This window comes from Aeromicrobium sp. Root472D3, assembly GCF_001426485.1.
Lineage (GTDB): Bacteria > Actinomycetota > Actinomycetes > Propionibacteriales > Nocardioidaceae > Aeromicrobium.
Map to the genome: position 1 here is coordinate 278,633 of NZ_LMET01000001.1, position 17,749 is coordinate 296,381.

13 protein-coding genes and 1 riboswitch are annotated in these 17,749 nt (G+C 71.7%); of the genes, 5 read left to right on the forward strand and 8 right to left on the reverse strand.

Annotation, left to right across the window (positions count from 1 at the left end):
* Positions 1-15 precede the first annotated feature (15 nt).
* Both ASD10_RS01430 and ASD10_RS01435 read left to right on the forward strand, forming a co-directional pair.
* A complete protein-coding gene (locus ASD10_RS01430; RefSeq protein WP_056603576.1) occupies positions 16-699 on the forward strand; it encodes an SGNH/GDSL hydrolase family protein in 684 nt (227 codons plus the stop codon).
* A complete protein-coding gene (locus ASD10_RS01435) occupies positions 696-2,165 on the forward strand; it encodes a cryptochrome/photolyase family protein (RefSeq protein WP_056603578.1) in 1,470 nt (489 codons plus the stop codon). Before ASD10_RS01430 ends, ASD10_RS01435 begins: the two co-directional genes overlap by 4 nt.
* Positions 2,166-2,187: 22 nt before the next feature.
* On the opposite strand, the gene ASD10_RS01440 is transcribed toward ASD10_RS01435, so the two are convergent.
* The 8 genes from ASD10_RS01440 to ASD10_RS01475 all read right to left on the reverse strand — a co-directional run bounded on the left by ASD10_RS01440 (position 2,188) and on the right by ASD10_RS01475 (position 12,893).
* A complete protein-coding gene (locus ASD10_RS01440) occupies positions 2,188-3,000 on the reverse strand; it encodes an SDR family oxidoreductase (RefSeq protein WP_235501729.1) in 813 nt (270 codons plus the stop codon).
* Positions 2,991-4,205: an acyl-CoA dehydrogenase family protein gene (locus ASD10_RS01445; RefSeq protein ID WP_056603581.1), complete on the reverse strand. Its 1,215-nt coding sequence runs from the start codon at positions 4,203-4,205 to the stop codon at positions 2,991-2,993. Before ASD10_RS01445 ends, ASD10_RS01440 begins: the two co-directional genes overlap by 10 nt.
* A 1-nt stretch (position 4,206) precedes the next feature.
* Entirely contained in the window at positions 4,207-4,665 is a 459-nt protein-coding gene (locus ASD10_RS01450; protein ID WP_056603584.1) for a MaoC family dehydratase, read from the reverse strand.
* A 98-nt stretch (positions 4,666-4,763) separates the two neighbouring features.
* The gene (locus ASD10_RS01455) at positions 4,764-5,456 is read right to left on the reverse strand and encodes an energy-coupling factor transporter transmembrane component T (protein ID WP_056603587.1); all 693 of its coding nucleotides are present in this window, start codon (positions 5,454-5,456) and stop codon (positions 4,764-4,766) included.
* Entirely contained in the window at positions 5,453-6,877 is a 1,425-nt protein-coding gene (locus tag ASD10_RS01460) for an ABC transporter ATP-binding protein (protein ID WP_056603590.1), read from the reverse strand. The genes ASD10_RS01455 and ASD10_RS01460 overlap by 4 nt, the downstream gene beginning before the upstream one ends.
* A gap of 3 nt (positions 6,878-6,880) precedes the next feature.
* The gene (locus ASD10_RS01465) at positions 6,881-7,501 is read right to left on the reverse strand and encodes an ECF transporter S component (protein WP_056603593.1); all 621 of its coding nucleotides are present in this window, start codon (positions 7,499-7,501) and stop codon (positions 6,881-6,883) included.
* Positions 7,491-7,601, reverse strand: a riboswitch (TPP riboswitch). (Overlaps the previous gene by 11 nt.)
* Before the next feature lie 98 nt (positions 7,602-7,699).
* Entirely contained in the window at positions 7,700-9,073 is a 1,374-nt protein-coding gene (locus ASD10_RS01470; protein ID WP_056603596.1) for an FAD-binding oxidoreductase, read from the reverse strand.
* Between the two features lie 94 nt (positions 9,074-9,167).
* Positions 9,168-12,893 (reverse strand): Ig-like domain repeat protein, encoded by a 3,726-nt coding sequence (locus tag ASD10_RS01475; protein WP_157432402.1) that lies wholly within the window; start codon positions 12,891-12,893, stop codon positions 9,168-9,170.
* A gap of 239 nt (positions 12,894-13,132) precedes the next feature.
* Between ASD10_RS01475 and ASD10_RS01480 the strand changes: the two genes are divergently transcribed.
* The 3 genes from ASD10_RS01480 to ASD10_RS01490 form a co-directional block, all read left to right on the forward strand.
* A complete protein-coding gene (locus ASD10_RS01480) occupies positions 13,133-13,678 on the forward strand; it encodes a DUF4916 domain-containing protein (protein ID WP_056603600.1) in 546 nt (181 codons plus the stop codon).
* A 92-nt stretch (positions 13,679-13,770) separates the two neighbouring features.
* Positions 13,771-14,955, forward strand: coding sequence for an MFS transporter (locus ASD10_RS01485; RefSeq protein ID WP_082555955.1), 1,185 nt, complete (start codon positions 13,771-13,773; stop codon positions 14,953-14,955).
* A gap of 124 nt (positions 14,956-15,079) precedes the next feature.
* Positions 15,080-17,749, forward strand: a 2,670-nt coding sequence (locus ASD10_RS01490) for a (Fe-S)-binding protein (RefSeq protein ID WP_082555956.1), incomplete at its 3' end; no start/stop codon positions are given.

Below are 17,749 nucleotides of genomic sequence, written 5' to 3' on the forward strand. Positions count from 1 at the left end.
GCTTGACTTGGTCCCGTGAGCGAGACGGGATTCGAGTACTCCAACCTGAGCGGGCGCGAGAGCGGGCCGTTCATCCGCACGGCGTCCCTGCTCCTGCCCGGCGTGCGGGCCGTGCAGCGCCAGGTCGAGCCGTACGCGCACGCGTGGGAGCGGCACAACCGCGCCGCCGCGGCGTCGTCCGGGCCGCTGTGGGTCGTCATGGGCGACTCGATGTCGCAGGGGGTCGGCGCCAGCGCGTACGACCGGGGATGGGTCGGCCAGCTCGCCGAGACGCTGCCCGACCACCGGCTCGTCAACCTCTCGGTCTACGGCGGGCGCGTCGCGGACGTCGTCGAGCGGCAGATCCCCGCCATGCGGTCCCTGGGCGTCGAGCCCGACCTCGTGACGGTCGTCATCGGCAGCAACGACCTGTTCAGCCGGCGGTTCCGTCCGCTGCTGCCCGCGGCCCTGGACGAGATGCTGCGCGAGCTGCCGGTGGGCTCGATCGTCGGCTCGCAGCCCGGCGGCCAGCCCGCGTCGGTCGACTTCAACCGACGGGTCGACGAGGCGGCCGCCGCCGGACGGGTGCGGGTCGCCGAGTTCCGCGACCCGCGCATGCGCTCGTGGCGCGGCCGGCTGTCGGCCGACCACTTCCACCCCAACGACGCGGGCTACGCGGGGATGGCCGAGATCGTCGGCGAGGCGGTCGCCCGCCGGTGACCACCTCCCACGTGCGCCTGGTCTACCCCCACCAGCTGTTCGCCGAGCACCTCGACGCACCCGCCGGCACGGTCTTCGTGCTCGTCGAGGACGACCTGTTCTTCCGCCAGTACCGCTTCCACACGCAGAAGCTCGTGCTGCACCGGGCGTCGATGCGGCGGTTCGCCGAGCGTCTGCGCGACGCGTCGTTCGACGTCGAGTGCCTCGAGACCAGCGCCGACGCACCCACCGGCGAGCGGCTCGTCGCGCTCCTGCGGCGCCTGCAACCCGAACGGGTCACGGTGTTCGACGTCGTCGACGACTGGCTGCAGCGCGACGTCTCGGCCGCGCTCGACGAGGCACAGGTCGCGCTGCGCCCCGAGGACGTGCTGGAGTCGCCGAGCTTCCTGACGTCCCGCGCCGACGTCGCCGACTGGTTCGACCGGCACCCGGCCCGCATGCAGCACTTCTACTCCTGGCAGCGCCAGCGGCTCGGCATCCTCGTCGAGGGCGACGGACAGCCGGTCGGCGGACGCTGGTCGTTCGACACCGAGAACCGCAAGAAGCTGCCGCGCGGGCACCCCGTCCCCGACGTCGCGTGGCCCGAGCGGCACCCGGCGGTCGACGAGGCGATCGCGTGGGTGCGCGACGAGTTCCCCGACAACCCGGGCGACGCCGAGTCGTTCGCGTGGCCCACCTCGCACGACGAGGCCGAGCGGTCGTTCGAGCAGTTCGTCGCCGAGCGCCTGCCCCAGTTCGGCCCCTACGAGGACGCCATCAGCCGCCACCACCCGTTCCTGTTCCACTCCGTCATGACGCCGGGGCTCAACATCGGGCTGCTGTCGCCGTCGGACGTCGTCGACCGGGTGCTCGAGGCCGACGACATCGACCTGCCGTCGCTCGAGGGGTTCGTGCGGCAGGTCATCGGCTGGCGCGAGTACATGCGGGCCACCTACGTCCTCTACGGCCGTCGCATGCGGTCGAGCAACCACCTGCACCACACCCGCCCCCTCGACGCGGGGTGGTGGACGGCGCAGACCGGTCTGGACCCCGTCGACCACGCGATCGAGGGCGTCCTCGCGCGCGGGTGGAGCCACCACATCGAGCGCCTCATGGTGCTCGGCAACGCCATGAGCCTGCTGCGCACCGAGCCCGACGACGTCCACGAGTGGTTCATGCAGATGTACGTCGACGCGTACGACTGGGTCATGGTGCCCAACGTCTACGCCATGAGCCAGTTCGCGGCCGGCGACGGCATCACGACCAAGCCGTACGTGTCGGGCAGCAACTACCTGCGCAAGATGTCGGACCTGCCGACCGGCGACTGGACGGCCGACTGGGACGGTCTCTACTGGACGTTCGTGCGCGACCACCGCGACGTCTTCGAGGGCAACCACCGCTCGCGGATGATGACGCGCATGTACGACGGGCTCGACCCCGCCAAGAAGGCCGCCCACACCAGGGCCGCCTCCCGCTGGCTCACCTGACGCCCGTCCCCCCGGCGGGGAGTCAGGGCTCCAGCGACGTGCGGAAGCGGTGCATCCCGGTGAGCCAGCGGTCGGTGTCGGCGGCCTTGCGGGCGTACATCGTGCCGACCTCGGGATGCGGCAGGGCGAAGAATTCGCCGGCCACGAGCGCGGCGAGCAGGACGTCGGCGACATCGAGCGGCGTGACCGTCGCCCCCGCTTCGACGACCGAGCGCATCGCGAGCCGCGCGGTCTCGTCGGCACTCCGCTCGCCCTCGCGCAGCATGTCGGTGTCGACCGCCATGGGGCACAGGCAGCACACCTGCACGCCCCGGTCGCCGTACGTCGCGGCGAGCCACTCCGCGAACCCGACCGCCGCGTGCTTGGTGACCGAGTACGTCGGCGAGCCGAGCTGCGTCAGCAGGCCCGCCGCCGACGCCGTGCTCACGAAGCACCCGCGACCGCGCTCGAGCCAGCCCGGGACGAGCGCCTGGGCGGCGCGCACCTGACCCATGACGTTGACGTCCCACGCGGTCGACCACTCGGCGTCCGCGACGTCGAGACCGAAGCCGCGGAAGACGCCGGCGTTCGCGACGAACAGGTCGACGTCGCCGGGCGCCGCCGCGACGAGCGCCGCGACGTGATCGGCGTCGGCCGCGTCGCCCGCGACGTGCGTGACCCGTCCGGGGTGGGCCTCGTGGAGCCGGGAGGCCGTCGCGTCGAGCCGCGAGGCGTCGAGGTCGCCCAGGACCACCGACGCCCCCCGCTCGAGCAGGCGCTGGGCGATGCCCTCGCCGATGCCGCTCGCGGCACCCGTGACGACCGCGACGGTCCCGTCGCCGGGCGTCAGGCCCACTTCTTGATCTCCGCCTTGGCCAGCGCGTTCTTGTGCACCTCGTCGGGTCCGTCGGCGAAGCGCAGCGTGCGCATGCCGGCGAACCACTCGGCCAGCGGGAAGTCCTGCGACAGACCGCCGGCGCCGTGCACCTGGATCGCCTTGTCGAGGATCCACTCGACGGTCTGCGGCGTCGCGATCTTGATGGCCTGGATCTCGCTGTGGGCGCCCCGGTTGCCGACGGTGTCCATGAGCCACGCGGTCTTCAGGATCAGCAGGCGCAGCTGCTCGACCCGCACGCGCGACTCGGCGATCCAGTCGCGGACGACGCCCTGCTCGGCGATCGGCTTGCCGAACGCGACACGGTCGGCGGCCCGCTTGCTCATCATCTCGATCGCCCGCTCGGCGATGCCGAGCGACCGCATGCAGTGGTGGATGCGACCGGGCCCGAGGCGCGCCTGCGCGATCGCGAAGCCCTCGCCCTCGCCCCCGATCAGGTTGCTGGCGGGCACCCGGACGTCGGTGAACCGCATCTCGGCGTGACCGCCGTGGTCGCGGTCGTGGTAGCCGAACACGTGCATGCCGCGGACGATCTCGAGGCCCGGGGTGTCGCGCGGCACCAGGATCTGGCTCTGCTGACGGTGACGCGCGGCGGTCGGGTCGGTCTTGCCCATGACGATGAAGATCGTGCAGTCGGGGTTCATCGCGCCCGTGATCCACCACTTGCGGCCGTTGATGACGTAGTCGTCGCCGTCGCGGACGATGCTGAGCTCGACGTTGGTCGCGTCGGACGAGGCGACCTGCGGCTCGGTCATGGCGAACGCCGACCGGATGTCACCGGCCAGCAGTGGCTCGAGCCAGGTCTTCTTCTGCTCGTCGGTGCCGAACATGCCGAGCACCTCCATGTTGCCGGTGTCGGGTGCGGCGCAGTTGAACGCCGCCGGCGCCATCTGGATGCTGCGTCCCGTGATCTCGGCGATCGGCGCGTACTGCAGGTTGGTCAGGCCGGCGCCGTGCTCGGAGGGGTCGAAGAAGTTCCAGAGGCCCTGCGCCTTGGCCTTGGCGCGCAGCTCCATGACGATCGGCGGGAACGACCAGACGTCGTTGCGCTCGTTCTCGGCGATCTGCTCCTTGAGCGTCGCCTCCGCCGGGTAGACCTCGGCGTCCATGAAGGCGTTGACGCGCTCGATCAGCTCGTTGGTCGTGTCGTCGAATCCGAAGTGCATGTCAGGCTCCGGCCATGACGTAGACGACCTCGGCGATGCAGACGGGCTTGTCGGCGCCCTCGCGCTCGACCACGAAGCTCACGATGCCCTGCGTGCCGATCGGGATGTCGTTGGTCGAGACCAGCGTCGCGGTCGCGCGCAGTCGCGAGTCGACGGGCACCGGTGACGGGAAGCGCACCTTGTTGGCGCCGTAGTTCATGCCGAACGCGAGACCCTCGATCGAGTAGATCTGCTCGGCGAAGACGGGCAGCAGCGACAGCGTGAGGTAGCCGTGGGCGATCGTGCCGCCGAACGGGCCGGTCGCGGCGCGCTCGGGGTCGACGTGGATCCACTGGTGGTCGCCCGTCGCGTCGGCGAAGGTGTTGATCTGCTCCTGCGTCACGGTGACCCAGTCGCTGGTGCCGAGTTCCTCCCCCGCGGCGGCCTTGAACGTCTCGAGACTCTCGAACACACGGGTCATGCGGGCACCTCCGATGGATCAGCACTTCGACTAAGCGCTTGCTTAGTTCGAGACTAGCCCGAACGGGGGGGCCGACGCCAGAGCAGGCCGCCCGGACGTCACGTCGCGAGCCGCGCGATGGCGGGGACGGCGCCCAGCGCGACCGCCACCACGAGCCCGGCCGAGTCGAGACGCGTCCACGGCGCCGGCAGCGCCCAGGTGCGTCCGGACGCCGTCGCGAACCCCCGGGCGTCCATCGCGATCGACATCCGGCCGGCACCGCGGAGCGACGAGGCGAGCATCCCGAACGTCATGCTGCCGGCGTGCCGCACCCACGCGAGCGGGTTGCGCCCGGGGCCCATGGCGCGGACCCGCCGCGTCCGGTCCAGCTGCTGCCACGTCGCCGAGAAGTCGGTCATCCGTTGGACCACCGCCACGAACGACGCGACGAACCGTGCGGGCACCCGCAGCCGCTGGGCTGCGTGGTCACCGAGCGCCGACGGGTCGACGAAGCCGATCATCACCGACCCGGGCCAGGCCAGCACGAGGATCCTCGCGGCGGCCACCGGCGCGTGGTCACCGTTGCCGAGACGCCAGGCCGACACCGCGACCAGCACCGCCGAGACACCGCACAGGGCCAGGCACAGCAGGGGGTACCGCCACGACGGCAGGAAGACGACGGCCGCCACCGCGTACGCCAGGACGGCGGCCACCGCCGACGACGCGTCCCGGACGGCGAACGACCCGAGCAACGACGCCACCCCGAACGACATGAGCACCAGCGGGTTGAGCCGCGTGACGGCCCCCCTCACTGCCGCACCCCCTGACGCAGCGCGATCTGCGCGTCCGACAGCGCCACCAGGTCGGAGTCGTGGGTCGAGACAGCCACGCCCGCTCCGGCTGCGGCCGCCGCCACGGCGACGCCGGCGACCGCGGCCCACGTGCCGCGGTCCTGACCCACGGTCGGCTCGTCCAGCAGCACCAGGCCGGGACGGTGGGCGACGGCGGTGAGCAGCGACAACCGGCGCTGCTCACCGCCCGACAGGCGGTAGGGATGGGCGCCGGCCAGGTGCTCGAGCCCGAGCAGCGCGAGCAGCGCCTCGGCATCGGCGACCCGTCCGAGACGGTCGGCGGTGCGCGTCACCTCGTCGCGCACCGTTGTGGCCACGAAGCCGTGCTCGGCGATCTGCGGCACCCAGCCCACGTCGGCCGCCAGCGCGGCCGACCGACGGCGGTGGAGCGGGGGTTCCGGTCCCGTGACGCCGCCCGACGTCGGACGGACCAGCCCGCCGAGGACGGCCAGCAACGTCGACTTGCCCGCACCGCTGGGACCCGTCAACGCCGTGAGGCGGCCCGGCTCGACGACGGCGTCGACTCCGTTCAGCGCCCGCGTCTGCGTGGCCCCGCGGAGGGATCGTGAGCGCAGCACGGCGTCCACACCGCGGGCCGTCAGCGCCGGCGGAGGCGTGACCGGACGCAGCAGGTCGGGATCGACCGTCACCGGCACGGGCGAGGGCAGACCCGGCATCCAGACGCCGAGGTCTCCCAGGGCGTCGCGGTGGTCGCGCACGAACGCGTCCGGGTGGACGTCGGCGACCACGGCGCCGTCGCGGTCCAGCACCACGACGCGGTCGACCATGTCGAGCCACGGCTCGAGGTGGTGCTCGACGACGACCAGGGTCGATCCGCTGGACGCGACGGTCTCGCGGACGGCGTCGCGCACCGAGCGGGCGTGGTCGACGTCCAGCATCGAGGTCGGCTCGTCGAGCAGCACGACGTCCGGACGGAGCGCCAGCACGCCGGCGAGCGCCAGTCGCTGCAGCTCGCCGCCCGACAGGGCCGACGTCCGGTGGGCACGCCCCTGATGCAGGCCGACCGCGTCGAGCGCGGCGTCGACACGGCGCCAGATCTCGTCGCGGGACAGCCCGACGTTCTCGGGGCCGAAGGCCACGTCGCGGCCGATCGTCTCGGCCACCACGGCGTCGCCGGGCTGCTGGGGGACCAGTCCGACCCGTCCCCCCACCTCGACCGTGCCGCTCAGCTCACCGCCGAGCGTCGTGCCGAGAGCACCGACGAGGGCGTGCAGGAGCGTCGACTTGCCGGCGCCGCTCGGTCCGGCCAGCAGCACCCGCTCACCGGGCCCGATCGTGAGATCGAGCCCGGTGACGACGGGGAGCCGGCGGCCCAGTGGTCGCCACGTGAAGCCGCGGTACCGGATCTCACCGTCCGGCAAGGCCTAGACCTCGTCGACCCGTTCGCGCCCGGCCGCGAACGCGTCGAGCACCCCGGCCCGCGCCAGCGCCTGGACGAGGAGCCAGCCACCGACGCCGGCCACGACCGCACCCGACAGCACGAAGAAGCCGAGGTGCGCGAACCGGTCGGAGGTGTCGAAGACGCCCTCGTAGTAGGCGTTCCACTCGTAGACCGATTCGAAGGCCCCGGCGAGCGCACCGCCCAGGGCCGCGACGTAGACGTTGAACCGGCGGTAGAGGAGGACCGCCAGCACCAGCTCGACGCCCAGTCCCTGCCAGAAGCCAGAGACCAGGACGCTGAAGCCCCATTCGGTCCCGCCCGGCACGAGGGCGGAGACGGCGGCGGCGGCGACCTCGGTGGCCAGCGCCGCACCGGGCTTGCGGACGATCAGCCCTCCGAGGACGCCGGCGAGCAGGAACGGTCCGCCCAGCAGCCCGACGCTCGGCGGATAGCTGAAGACGCCGAGGATGCTGATCTCCCCGTACGCCTTGCCCCAGGCCCAGAACAGGACGCCGACGGCGACCGCCAGGGTGGTGATGGTGACCAGGTCGATGGTGCGGTATCGCACGTCGAACCCGTTCTTGGACGCGGTGGCAGAACTCATCGTGACTCCCTTCGCCGGTACTAACCGGTGCAGGTTCAAGGGTCTGCGGCGGATCCGCACTCTCAGCGCCCTCTGCGGTGGCGCTCCCCTGTCGTGTGGTCCGACCCTATCCCCCGAAGGCCGACGGAGGAATCTGGGTTCGTCCGCGCCCGCGCGGACGAACCCAGATCCTCTCGTCGCCCGGGCTCCCGGCCCGGGTCAGCGGCCGGTCAGGCGGTCGCCGAGGCGGGCCAGGCGGCTCGGACGCGCCAGGCCGCGGTCCTCGCGGCGGTCGGCCTCGCGATAGAGGCCGTACATCGCGCGCACCCCGAGCCAGCGCAACGGCTCCGGCTCCCAGCGCCGCACCGGACGGTCGACCCACGGCAGGTGCGTCAGCCCGGTGTCGCGGCCCAGCGCCAGGTCGGCGAGCGTCCGCCCGGCCAGGTGGGTCGTCGTCAGTCCGCTGCCGACGTAGCCGCCCGCCCAGCCGAGCCCCGTGGACGCGTCGAAGCCGACGCTGGCGCACCAGTCGCGCGGGACCCCGAGCACGCCGCACCACGCGTGCTCGATGCTCGCCGCCCGCGTCGCCGGGAACATGTCGTGCAGGATGCCCGTCAGCGACGAGACGGTCCAGTCGTCCGTCGCGCCGTCGACGTCGGTGCGCGAGCCGAACCGGTACGGGATGCCGCGGCCGCCGAGCGCGATGCGACCGTCGGCCGTCCGCTGGGCGTAGCAGTAGGCGTTGGCGTTGTCGCCCAGCAGCTCGGCGCCGGCCCACCCGATGTCGTCCCACACGGCGTCGGGCAGCGGCTCGGTGACGACCATGGCCGAGTTCATCGGCAGCCACGACCGTCGCTGGCCCGGCAGCGACGCCGTGTAGCCCTCGAGGCACCGCAGCACCCGCGGGGCGCGCACCCGTCCGCGCTCGGTCGTGACCACGCCCGGATCGATGCCGGTGACGCGCGTGCGCTCGAGGATGCGGACGCCGCGACGCTCGGCGGCCTCGGCGACACCGGTCACCAGCTTGGCCGGCTGCACGCGTGCGCAGTGCGGGCTGAGGACGCCGCCGAGCGCGCCCTCGACCCGGAGCCGCTCGCCGACCTGGTCGGACGTCAGCTCGGTCTGGTGACCGGCCCCGATCCCCCACGCGAGGTCGTCGGCCAGGCCCTCGCGCATCCGCACGAGCTGAGCCGGCGAGCGGGCGACGTACAGCACCCCGTTCTTGACGACGTCGGCGTCGATCTCCTCGACGCGGCACACCTCGACGACGTCGTCGACCGCGTGCTCCATCGCCGTCACGAGCGCCGTGACGCCCTCGCGTCCGTGCGTCGCGGCGTACCGCTCCTTGCTGCCCGACAGCTCGGCCGAGAGCCACCCGCCGTTGCGACCGGAGGCGCCGTACCCGACGAACTCCGCCTCGAGCACGACGATGTCGAGCGTCGGGTCGAGCCCGGCCAGCGTGTACGCCGTCCACAGACCGCTGAGGCCGCCGCCGACGATGCACACGTCGCACTCGAGGTCGCCGTCGAGCGCCTCGCGGGGCTCGGGGCGTCCGATCTGCTGCCACCAGAACGACACGCCACCGTTGATCACCCGACCATGCTGCCACCGGCACGGGCCAGCGGCCGGACGCGACGGCGGGGAGGACCCCGAAGGATCCTCCCCGCCGCCGTGCGCACGGTGCCGGCTACTTCACGCGCACCGCCTTCGAGCCGGTGCTGCTGGCGCCGTAGTTGCCGTCACCCGAGTAGACCGTCTTGACGCGGATCGTGGCCTTCTTCTTGGTGACCGTGACCCCGGTGCTGACGACGCCGCGGTTGCCCGGCGTCAGCGTCGCGATCTTCTTGAGCCGGTACGAGCCCTTGCCGGTCTTGACGTAGACCTTGACCTGCCCGGTCGGGAACGTCCCGGCCGTGGCTCCCTTGACGGTCGTCCTCACCGTCAGGGTCCGGCCCTTCGCGACCGACGACTTCGCCGAGACCGCGGCGCTGGTCGGCGCCTTGGTCACCTGGTGGCTCGCCGTGGCGACGCCGCTGGGCTCGAACCGGTCGGTGCCCGTGAACACGGCGCTCACGGTGTACGACCCCGCTCCCAGACCTGCCGGCAGCGTGAACGCGGCCGCGTCGGACGACCCGAGCGGCAGGTCGACCGTCGTGCCGCCGTACGTCAGCCGGACCGAGCCGCCGTCGCCGTTGGCCACCGCGACCGATCCCCTGACACCCGTGCCGTAGACCGACGAGTCGGTGGCGAGGACGAGCGCGATGCCCGACTTGCCCTTCTCGAGCATCAGCGTCAGGGCCGCGGACGTCGACGACTGCGCGGTCGCCGTCTGCCCGAACACCGCGGTCACCGAGTGGTCACCGGCCTTGAAGCCCGCGATCTTCAGCGTCGCGACACCGTCGACGACCGGAGCGGTGCCGAGCGACGTCGTGCCGTCGAGGAACTCGACCGTGCCCGCCGTGTCGGTGCCCTCGACCGTCGCCGTCAGCGTGACCGGCTCGTTGATCGCCGGGATCTCCGGCGACATCGCGAGCGTCGTCTCGGTGGCGTACAGCACCTCGACCGATCCGGTGGACGTGAAGCCCGTGCCCGAGCCGACCGCCGTCACGGCGGTGACGCCGATCGTGGCGTCCGCCGGGACGGTCGTCGCCAGCACGACCTTGCCCGAGGCGTCGGCGGTGCCGACCCCGAGGACCGTCGTGCCGAGGCTGACCGTGACGCCCTCGCCCGAGCGGTAGCCCGACGCCGTGAACGTCACAGTGTCACCGGGCGCGGGGGTCTTGTCGTCGACGGCGACCGAACCGGTCGTGCCGACGGCCTTGAGCTCGGCGCACGCATCGCCCTGGATGCCGGCGGAGGGCAGCATCGGCGTCGTGCCGGTGACGCCGTCGTCCTCGCGCACCGTGAGGTTGGCCAGGGCGTTCTTGCCCATGACCGCACCCGAGGTGTTGATGACCGACGACTTCACGGCCGTGCTGGCCGTGGCGCTCGCGAGCGCGTCGCCGAGGATCGGACCCGTGACGACCTTGCAGGTCTCACCCGGTGCGAACGTGACCTTCTCCATCGTGATGCCACCGCGACCCGTGGCCGAGCCCAGCACCGACACGTAGCCCGTGACGGGCTTGGCCGCCGGTCCGTCCAGGTAGACCGCGATGTCCGCGGTTCCGGGACCGTTGCCCTCGTCGACCGTCGGCGCGGCGATGTCGATCGTCGGCTCGGTCCTGACGACCGGGGTGCCGACCGACGACGTCTCGAACGCGAGGTCGGACAGGAACACGCCGCCCGTCGCCGTCGCGTCCGCTCCCGTCGCCGCGGCGAACCGCACCTCACGGACGTCGGACACGTCGAGGCCGGCCGCGGTGAGCGCGGACGTCGGGACGTTGACCTGCTGCAGCACGATCTTCTTGAGCCGCGCGTCCGTCGAGGCCGGGAGACGGTTGACGGCCAGCGGGTTGAGCCTCGAGACCGGCGAGCTGTAGGCCGCGCCCTTGGCGTCGACGACCGTGATCGTCACGTCGGTGCCCGTCACGACGGACTCGTCGGCCGCCATCTTGACCGACAGGCGCTCGGCACCGCTGGCGTTGCGCGCGGCCGCCGGGACGGAGACGCGCACCTCGCTCGGCGTCTGCGTCGTGGTGCCGGTCGACAGCGCCGTCCACACCATCTTGGTGACCGGCGTCGCCGGGACGTTGCCGCCGTTGCTGGCGGGCGTCCAGTGGGGCTGGGCCGAGGTGCCGAGCGCCGCGGTGGTGCACGACGGCAGCGGCTGCGAGACGGTGCGACCGGCCGCACTGGCGCAGACCGTCGCGGTCGCGGCGCCCTGCGTGCGGACCAGCGAGCTGGTCGACTCGAACGTCGAGACCGTCTTGCGCGCCGACGACGGAGCCGTCGACACGCTGCGGACGTCCTCGCCGTTCAGGACGGCCGGGACCGCGCCCGAGCCGTCGAACATCGGCAGGAACTGCTTCTCGCCGCCGAGCGTGAGGCGGAACCAGCCGGCCATGTAGGCCGTGCCCATGTCGTACTGCTCCTGCGCCGTCATGCGGATGTTGGTGCCGGAACGGGGGCCGCAGACCGAGTCGGTCGACGTGGCGCCCCAGTCGTCGCTGACCGAGTAGGCGTAGACGCCGGGCGTCCAGACCGTGTTGTAGAAGTTGTGGTTGGCTCCCATGGCCCACACGCCGCTGCGCAGCGCGTCGTCGTCGAACGCGTAGCGCGAGTCGTCGAGCATGTGCTGGCCCTGCTGGTTGGAGACGTCGCCGTCGCAGTAGGGCAGGATCACGTTCATCGCGACGTCCGGCACCGTCATGCGGGCGAAGTCGACGGGCGCGAGCGGCAGGATCGACTTGATGCCCCACGGCTTGTCGAGCGCCTGGTTGAGGGTCGCCGCCGAGGTGACGCCCTCACCGCCGCGCGAGTGGCCCATCAGGCCGACGTCGGTCAGGTCGAAGCGGCCGACCAGGTCGGACGGGCTGATGGCCTGCGTCGCCTGGGTCAGGCCCGGCAGGGGGCTCTGGTCGGCGAGCGCGTCGGCCAGCGAGACGTCCTTGCCCGTCTGCGCGTCGTAGTACGTCACCGACTCGCCCTTGCCGGCCTTGTCGAGCATCGAGAGCGTGTCGAGGATCAGCTGGCCGCGGGCCTGGGCGCCCTGGTCGAGCGCGAGCTGGTTGTCGTTGGAGTTGATCGCGTTGGCCGCGATCGAGACGACGGCGTAGCCGTGGCTCGCGAGCGCGCGGGCGGTGCCGTCGTACCCCGCGAAGCTCGGGACGTTGATCTGGCCGGGGTTGCAGGGCCAGCGCGTCGCGGGCGTCGTGCCGGTGCTGCACGACGTGTGGCGTCCGTGGAGCAGGACGACGGTCGGTCGGGCGCCGCCGGTCTTGGGCAGGTACATCTTGCCCTGCAGCTCGCCGCGGATGCCGCCGATGCCCGCGAGCGGGATCGACTGCGTGCCGAAGTTGTAGACCGACTCCGTGACCTCGTAGGAGCCGATGGACGACGGGTTGGCGTCGATCTCCTCGACGGCCGCGGGAGCGATCTCGGCGGCCCGGGCCTTCTGGGCGGACGCGGTGTCGCCGGACGGCTTGCTGAACCAGCCGGCCTCGGCGTCGTCGGCCTTGACCACGGCCGGATCGGTCGTGAAGACCGACAGGCTCCTGCCGTCGGCGGACTCGGTCGCGATGCCGATCGGGACGCCGTCGACCTCGATCGTCGGGGCGTCCGACTTGATCGGCAGCTTCTGGTCGAGCTCGACCGTGACGAGGTAGCCGCCGGGGGCCTGCGTCACGTTCCAGCCGGAGCCGGAGGCGAGGTCGTCGTCGGCCGCGAAGGCCGTGGAGGGCAAGGTCGCCAAGGGGATGGAGACCAGGACGGCGGCCAGACCGGCGCGCCATACCTGTCGTCGTACTGAGAACACGCGTGCTCCTTCGAAGGGGTGCTCGGTTCCACCTCCACGCGGACGCCGTCGTCGCGCGCCAAGGGGGCGGGGGGAGCCTCAGCATCGGCGTCTCCTGTTTCGCGACCGTGACATCGGAGGTGTCACGCATGTTTCGTGACAGTGCGTCAGGTAAAAAGTGGGGGTCACCCGGATGCCGCCGGGTCTGCTACACGCCCGCGCCGGGGCGTCCGTCACGACCGGTAGGACAGAATGTGGCCATGTCCGTGCGCACCCCTGACCCGAATCCCGGCTGGCTCCCCGAGTTCGCGCTCGACGAGACGCGCTCCCGCGTGCCGATCCTGTACGTCGAGGCCGTCCCGGTGCGCATCGACGCCCACGGCACGGTCGAGCACATCGGCGTGCTGCTGCGCGGCTCCGCCACGACGGGCGCGATGACCCGCACCCTGGTCTCGGGTCGCGTGCTGCACGGCGAGTCGGTGCGCGACGCGCTGCTGCGCAACCTCGAGAAGGACCTCGGCCCGACCGCGTTCCCGCAGCTGCCGACGTCGATCGTGCCGTTCACGGTCGCCGAGTACTTCCCCTTCCCCGGCGTCACCCCGCTGCACGACCCGCGCCAGCACGCCGTCGCGCTGGCGTACGTCGTCGCGGTCACGGGTGAGTGCAACCCGCGCCAGGACGCCCTCGAGCTGACGTGGCTGACGCCCGAGGAGGCCGCGCACCCCGACGTGCTGGCCGACATGGAGGGCGGACGCGGCTCGCTGCTCAAGCAGGCCCTCGCGCACGTGGGCCTGCTCGGTCGCTGACCGACCGCCGTCCGGGTCGTGGGACCCGTGCGGCGCTCGCGCACGTCTCGGCGTAGTCTGAATCCTGAGACAATTCGTATCAGGATGTGGACATGTCGCCGACCCGCACGCCCGACAAGTGGCTGATGCTCGGCGTCTCGATGCTCGGACAGGTGGCCGGGACGATCTTCGTCAACGGCGCACCGTTCCTCATCACGTTCCTGCGGGACGACCGCGGCCTCTCCCTGCGCGAGGCCGGCGTCGTCGTCGCCGCGCCCTTCGTCGGCATCACGGTGTCGCTGGTGGTGTGGGGGCTGGTCGTCGACCGCATCGGCGAGCGCTCCTCGATGACGACGGGGCTCGCGATCGTCACGATCGGCGCGACGGGTGCGGCGTTCTCGACGTCGCTGACGGCCCTGGCGCTGTGGTTCGTGCTGGGCGGCATCGGCGCCGGCAGCACCAACTCGGCGAGCGGACGCGTCGTCGTCGGCTGGTTCCCGGTCGACCGGCGCGGCACCGCGATGGGCATCCGCCAGACCGGGCTGCCGCTGGGCGTCGGCACGGCGGCCCTGCTGGTGCCGAACGTCGCCGAGGCCGACGGCCTGCGCACGACCCTGCTGATCGTCGCCGGGATCGCCCTGGCAGGCGCGGTCGCGAGCGCCCTGCTGATCGTCGACCCGCCGCGCCCGACCCGGGCCGAGGCCGCCGACAGCGGCCAGCTCGTCAACCCCTACCGGCGCGACCACCGCCTGACCCGCATCCACCTGGCGTCCGCGCTGCTCGTCGTCCCCCAGTTCACGGTGTGGACGTACATGCTGGTGTGGCTGATCGACGAGAAGGGCTGGTCGACGTTCGCGGCGAGCGCCCTCGTGGCGGCCACCCAGGTGCTCGGCGCCGGCGGACGCATCGCCGCGGGCTGGTGGTCCGACCAGGTGGGCAGCCGACTCGGCCCCATGCGCATCGTCGCGATCGTCGCCGCCGCGACGATGCTGTCGCTCGGACTGCTGTCGGGCACGCCCCTCGCCGTCGCCCTGATCGTCCTCGCCACGGCCATCACCGTCGCCGACAACGGGCTCGCGTTCACGTCGGTCGCCGAGATCGGCGGACCGTTCTGGTCGGGCCGGGCGATGGGCCTGCAGAACACCGGCCAGTACCTCGTCTCGGCCCTCGTGCCGCCCGTCGTCGGTGCGGTCGTCGAGGGTCGCGGCTACGGATTCGCCTTCGCCGCGGTCGCGATCTTCCCGCTCGTCGCGATCCCGCTCGTGCCCGTCCGCGGCGAGCGCGGCCGTCCCGTGTGACGCGGTTCACGTCGACAGCATTTGGCAAGCCTTACTGGGCGCAGAAGTTACCGACCGGTTAATGTCAGCCCTACTGTCAGGGTCGCCGTCGGACCCGGCTCGTCGTTAGAGAGTAGGGACCTTCATGCAGGTCGTCGCGATCGTCGTCTCGCTTGTCATCACCGCCGTGGCGCTGCCACTCATCACCAAGGCCGTGCGCGACATGCTGAAGGTGCTGCGCACCGGCCGGCCGCTGGTCGGTCGCCGGGACAACCCGGCCAAGCGCACCGCCAACATGCTGATCGAGACGTTCGGGCACACCCGGATGTTCCAGAAGCGTGCCGTCGCGGTCGCCCACTGGTTCGTCTACGCCGCCTTCGTGCTGCTCAGCACCGCGGTGCTGCAGGGCTACTTCCAGCTGTTCGACCCCGAGTTCGCGTGGCCGATCATCGGCCACTTCTACCTCTACGAGTGGGCCGCCGAGGGTCTCGGACTGCTCAGCACGATCGGCATCGTCTACCTGATCGCCGTCCGCCAGTGGAACCACCCGCGTCGCCTCGACCGCAAGAGCCGCTTCTTCGGCTCGACGTTCTGGCAGGCCTACTTCGTCGAGGCCATGGCGATGCTCGAGGGCGCCGCGATCCTGTTCATCCGCGGCGCCGAGTACAAGCTGATCGAGAACTTCCACGGCGGCGAGCACGGCGGCCGGGCGCACTTCCCGCTCAGCTCGTACGTCGGCGACCTGCTCTACCCCGAGTCCGAGCAGGGCCTCAAGAACGTCGTCTTCTTCGTCGCGATGTTCAAGATCACGCTCGCGATGGTCTGGCTGATCGTCATCGCCCGTAACCTCACGATGGGCGTGGCGTGGCACCGCTTCACGGCGTGGCCCAACATCTGGTTCAAGCGCAACAGCGACGGCAGCACGGCCCTCGGCGGCCTGCAGCCCATCTACATCCAGGGCAAGCCGCTCGACATGGAGGCCATGGAGGACCTCGAGGAGGAGGACTTCGAGAAGCTCGGCGTCGGCAAGGTCGAGGACTTCACCTGGAAGGGCATCCTCGACTTCACGACCTGCACCGAGTGCGGACGCTGCCAGGAGCAGTGCCCCGCCTGGGCCACCGACAAGCCCCTGTCGCCCAAGCTGCTGGTGCTCGGCCTCCGCGAGCACGCCTACGCGAAGGCGCCCCTGCTGACGCTCTCCGAGGACGAGCAGGCGAACCTGACCGACGAGCAGAAGGCCGAGCTCGAGCGCCCCCTGATCGGCGACGAGTCGGTGTACGGCGTCATCGACCCCGACGTCCTGTGGTCGTGCACCAACTGCGGCGCCTGCGTGCAGCAGTGCCCCGTCGACATCGAGCACGTCGACCACATCGACGACATGCGCCGCTTCCAGGTGCTCGTCGAGTCGAACTTCCCCGCCGAGCTCAACAACATCTTCAAGGGCCTCGAGCGCAAGGGGAACCCGTGGGGCATGAACGCCTCCGCCCGCATGGACTGGGCCAAGGGCCTCGACTTCGAGGTCAAGCAGGTCGGCGTCGACGTCGACGACCTCGACGAGGTCGAGTGGCTGTTCTGGGTCGGCTGCGCCGGCGCCTTCGAGGACCGCGCCAAGAAGACGACGCAGGCCGTCGCCGAGCTGCTCGACATGGCCGGCGTGACGTTCGCCGTCCTGGGCGACGGCGAGACGTGCACGGGTGACCCCGCCCGCCGCGCCGGCAACGAGATCGTCTTCCAGCAGCTCGCGATGCAGAACGCCGAGGTCTTCAAGGAGACCAAGGTCAAGAAGGTCGTCTCGACCTGCGCGCACTGCTTCAACTCGCTCAAGAACGAGTACGCCGAGTTCGGCGTCGAGCTCGAGGTCGTGCACCACACCCAGCTGCTCAACCGCCTCGTGCGCGAGGGCAAGCTGACGCCCCGTCCGCCCGTCGCGAACGAGGAGAAGAAGAAGATCACGTACCACGACCCGTGCTTCCTGGGCCGTCACAACAAGGTCTACGAGCCGCCGCGCGAGCTCCTCAGCATCATCCCGGGCGCCGAGTTCACCGAGATGCCGCGCAACTCCGAGAAGTCCTTCTGCTGCGGCGCCGGCGGCGCCCGCATGTGGATGGAGGAGAGCATCGGCTCGCGCATCAACGTCAACCGCACCGAGGAGGCCATCGCCACCGGCGCCGACCAGATCGCGGTCGGCTGCCCGTTCTGCCGCGTCATGCTGTCCGACGGCCTGACGCTCAAGCAGTCCGAGGGTGCGGCCCGCGAGGAGGTCGAGGTGCTCGACGTCGCGCAGATGCTGCTCGCCGGTGTCAAGCGGGCCCCCGAGCCGACGCCGTCCGACGACGCCGACGTCGTGGCCGAGGCCGAGGCCGCCACGGCGACCGCCGCCGGGGCGACCGATCCGGCCACCGAGGCCGAGCCGAGCGCCGCCGACGCCGCCGACCCCGACTCGGTCACCGAGACCGCCGACGTCGGCGTGGCCGCCAAGGCCCACACCGACGGCGACCCCGACGACAAGCAGACCTCCGACACCGAGGCGCTCGACGAGCCGTCGGAGAAGAGCGACGCCGCCGACCAGCAGATCGCCGCCGACAACAACGTCAAGGTCGACGAGAAGGGCGGCGGTCACGCCGACGAGTCCGCGGCTCCCGTCGAGCCCCGCAACGCCGATGCGCGCGCCGAGGTCGCCGCCGCCGACGAGGCGAAGGCCGCCGACGAGGCGGACGAGTCGACGGCTGACGCCCCCGCGGCCGACGAGGCCGAGGACGACCGCGAGGCGTCCGCGAAGGAGGACGCGGCCTGGGCCAACGTCGGACCGGTCAAC

What these genes read in the sequence shown, in the direction of transcription:
- ASD10_RS01450 (WP_056603584.1), bottom strand. Translation starts at nt 4,665, where the DNA reads ATGACCCGTGTGTTCGAGAGTCTCGAGACGTTCAAGGCCGCCGCGGGG.
- ASD10_RS01445 (WP_056603581.1), bottom strand. Translation starts at nt 4,205, where the DNA reads ATGCACTTCGGATTCGACGACACGACCAACGAGCTGATCGAGCGCGTC.
- ASD10_RS01485 (WP_082555955.1), top strand. Translation starts at nt 13,771, where the DNA reads ATGTCGCCGACCCGCACGCCCGACAAGTGGCTGATGCTCGGCGTCTCG.
- ASD10_RS01465 (WP_056603593.1), bottom strand. Translation starts at nt 7,501, where the DNA reads ATGAGTTCTGCCACCGCGTCCAAGAACGGGTTCGACGTGCGATACCGC.
- ASD10_RS01480 (WP_056603600.1), top strand. Translation starts at nt 13,133, where the DNA reads ATGTCCGTGCGCACCCCTGACCCGAATCCCGGCTGGCTCCCCGAGTTC.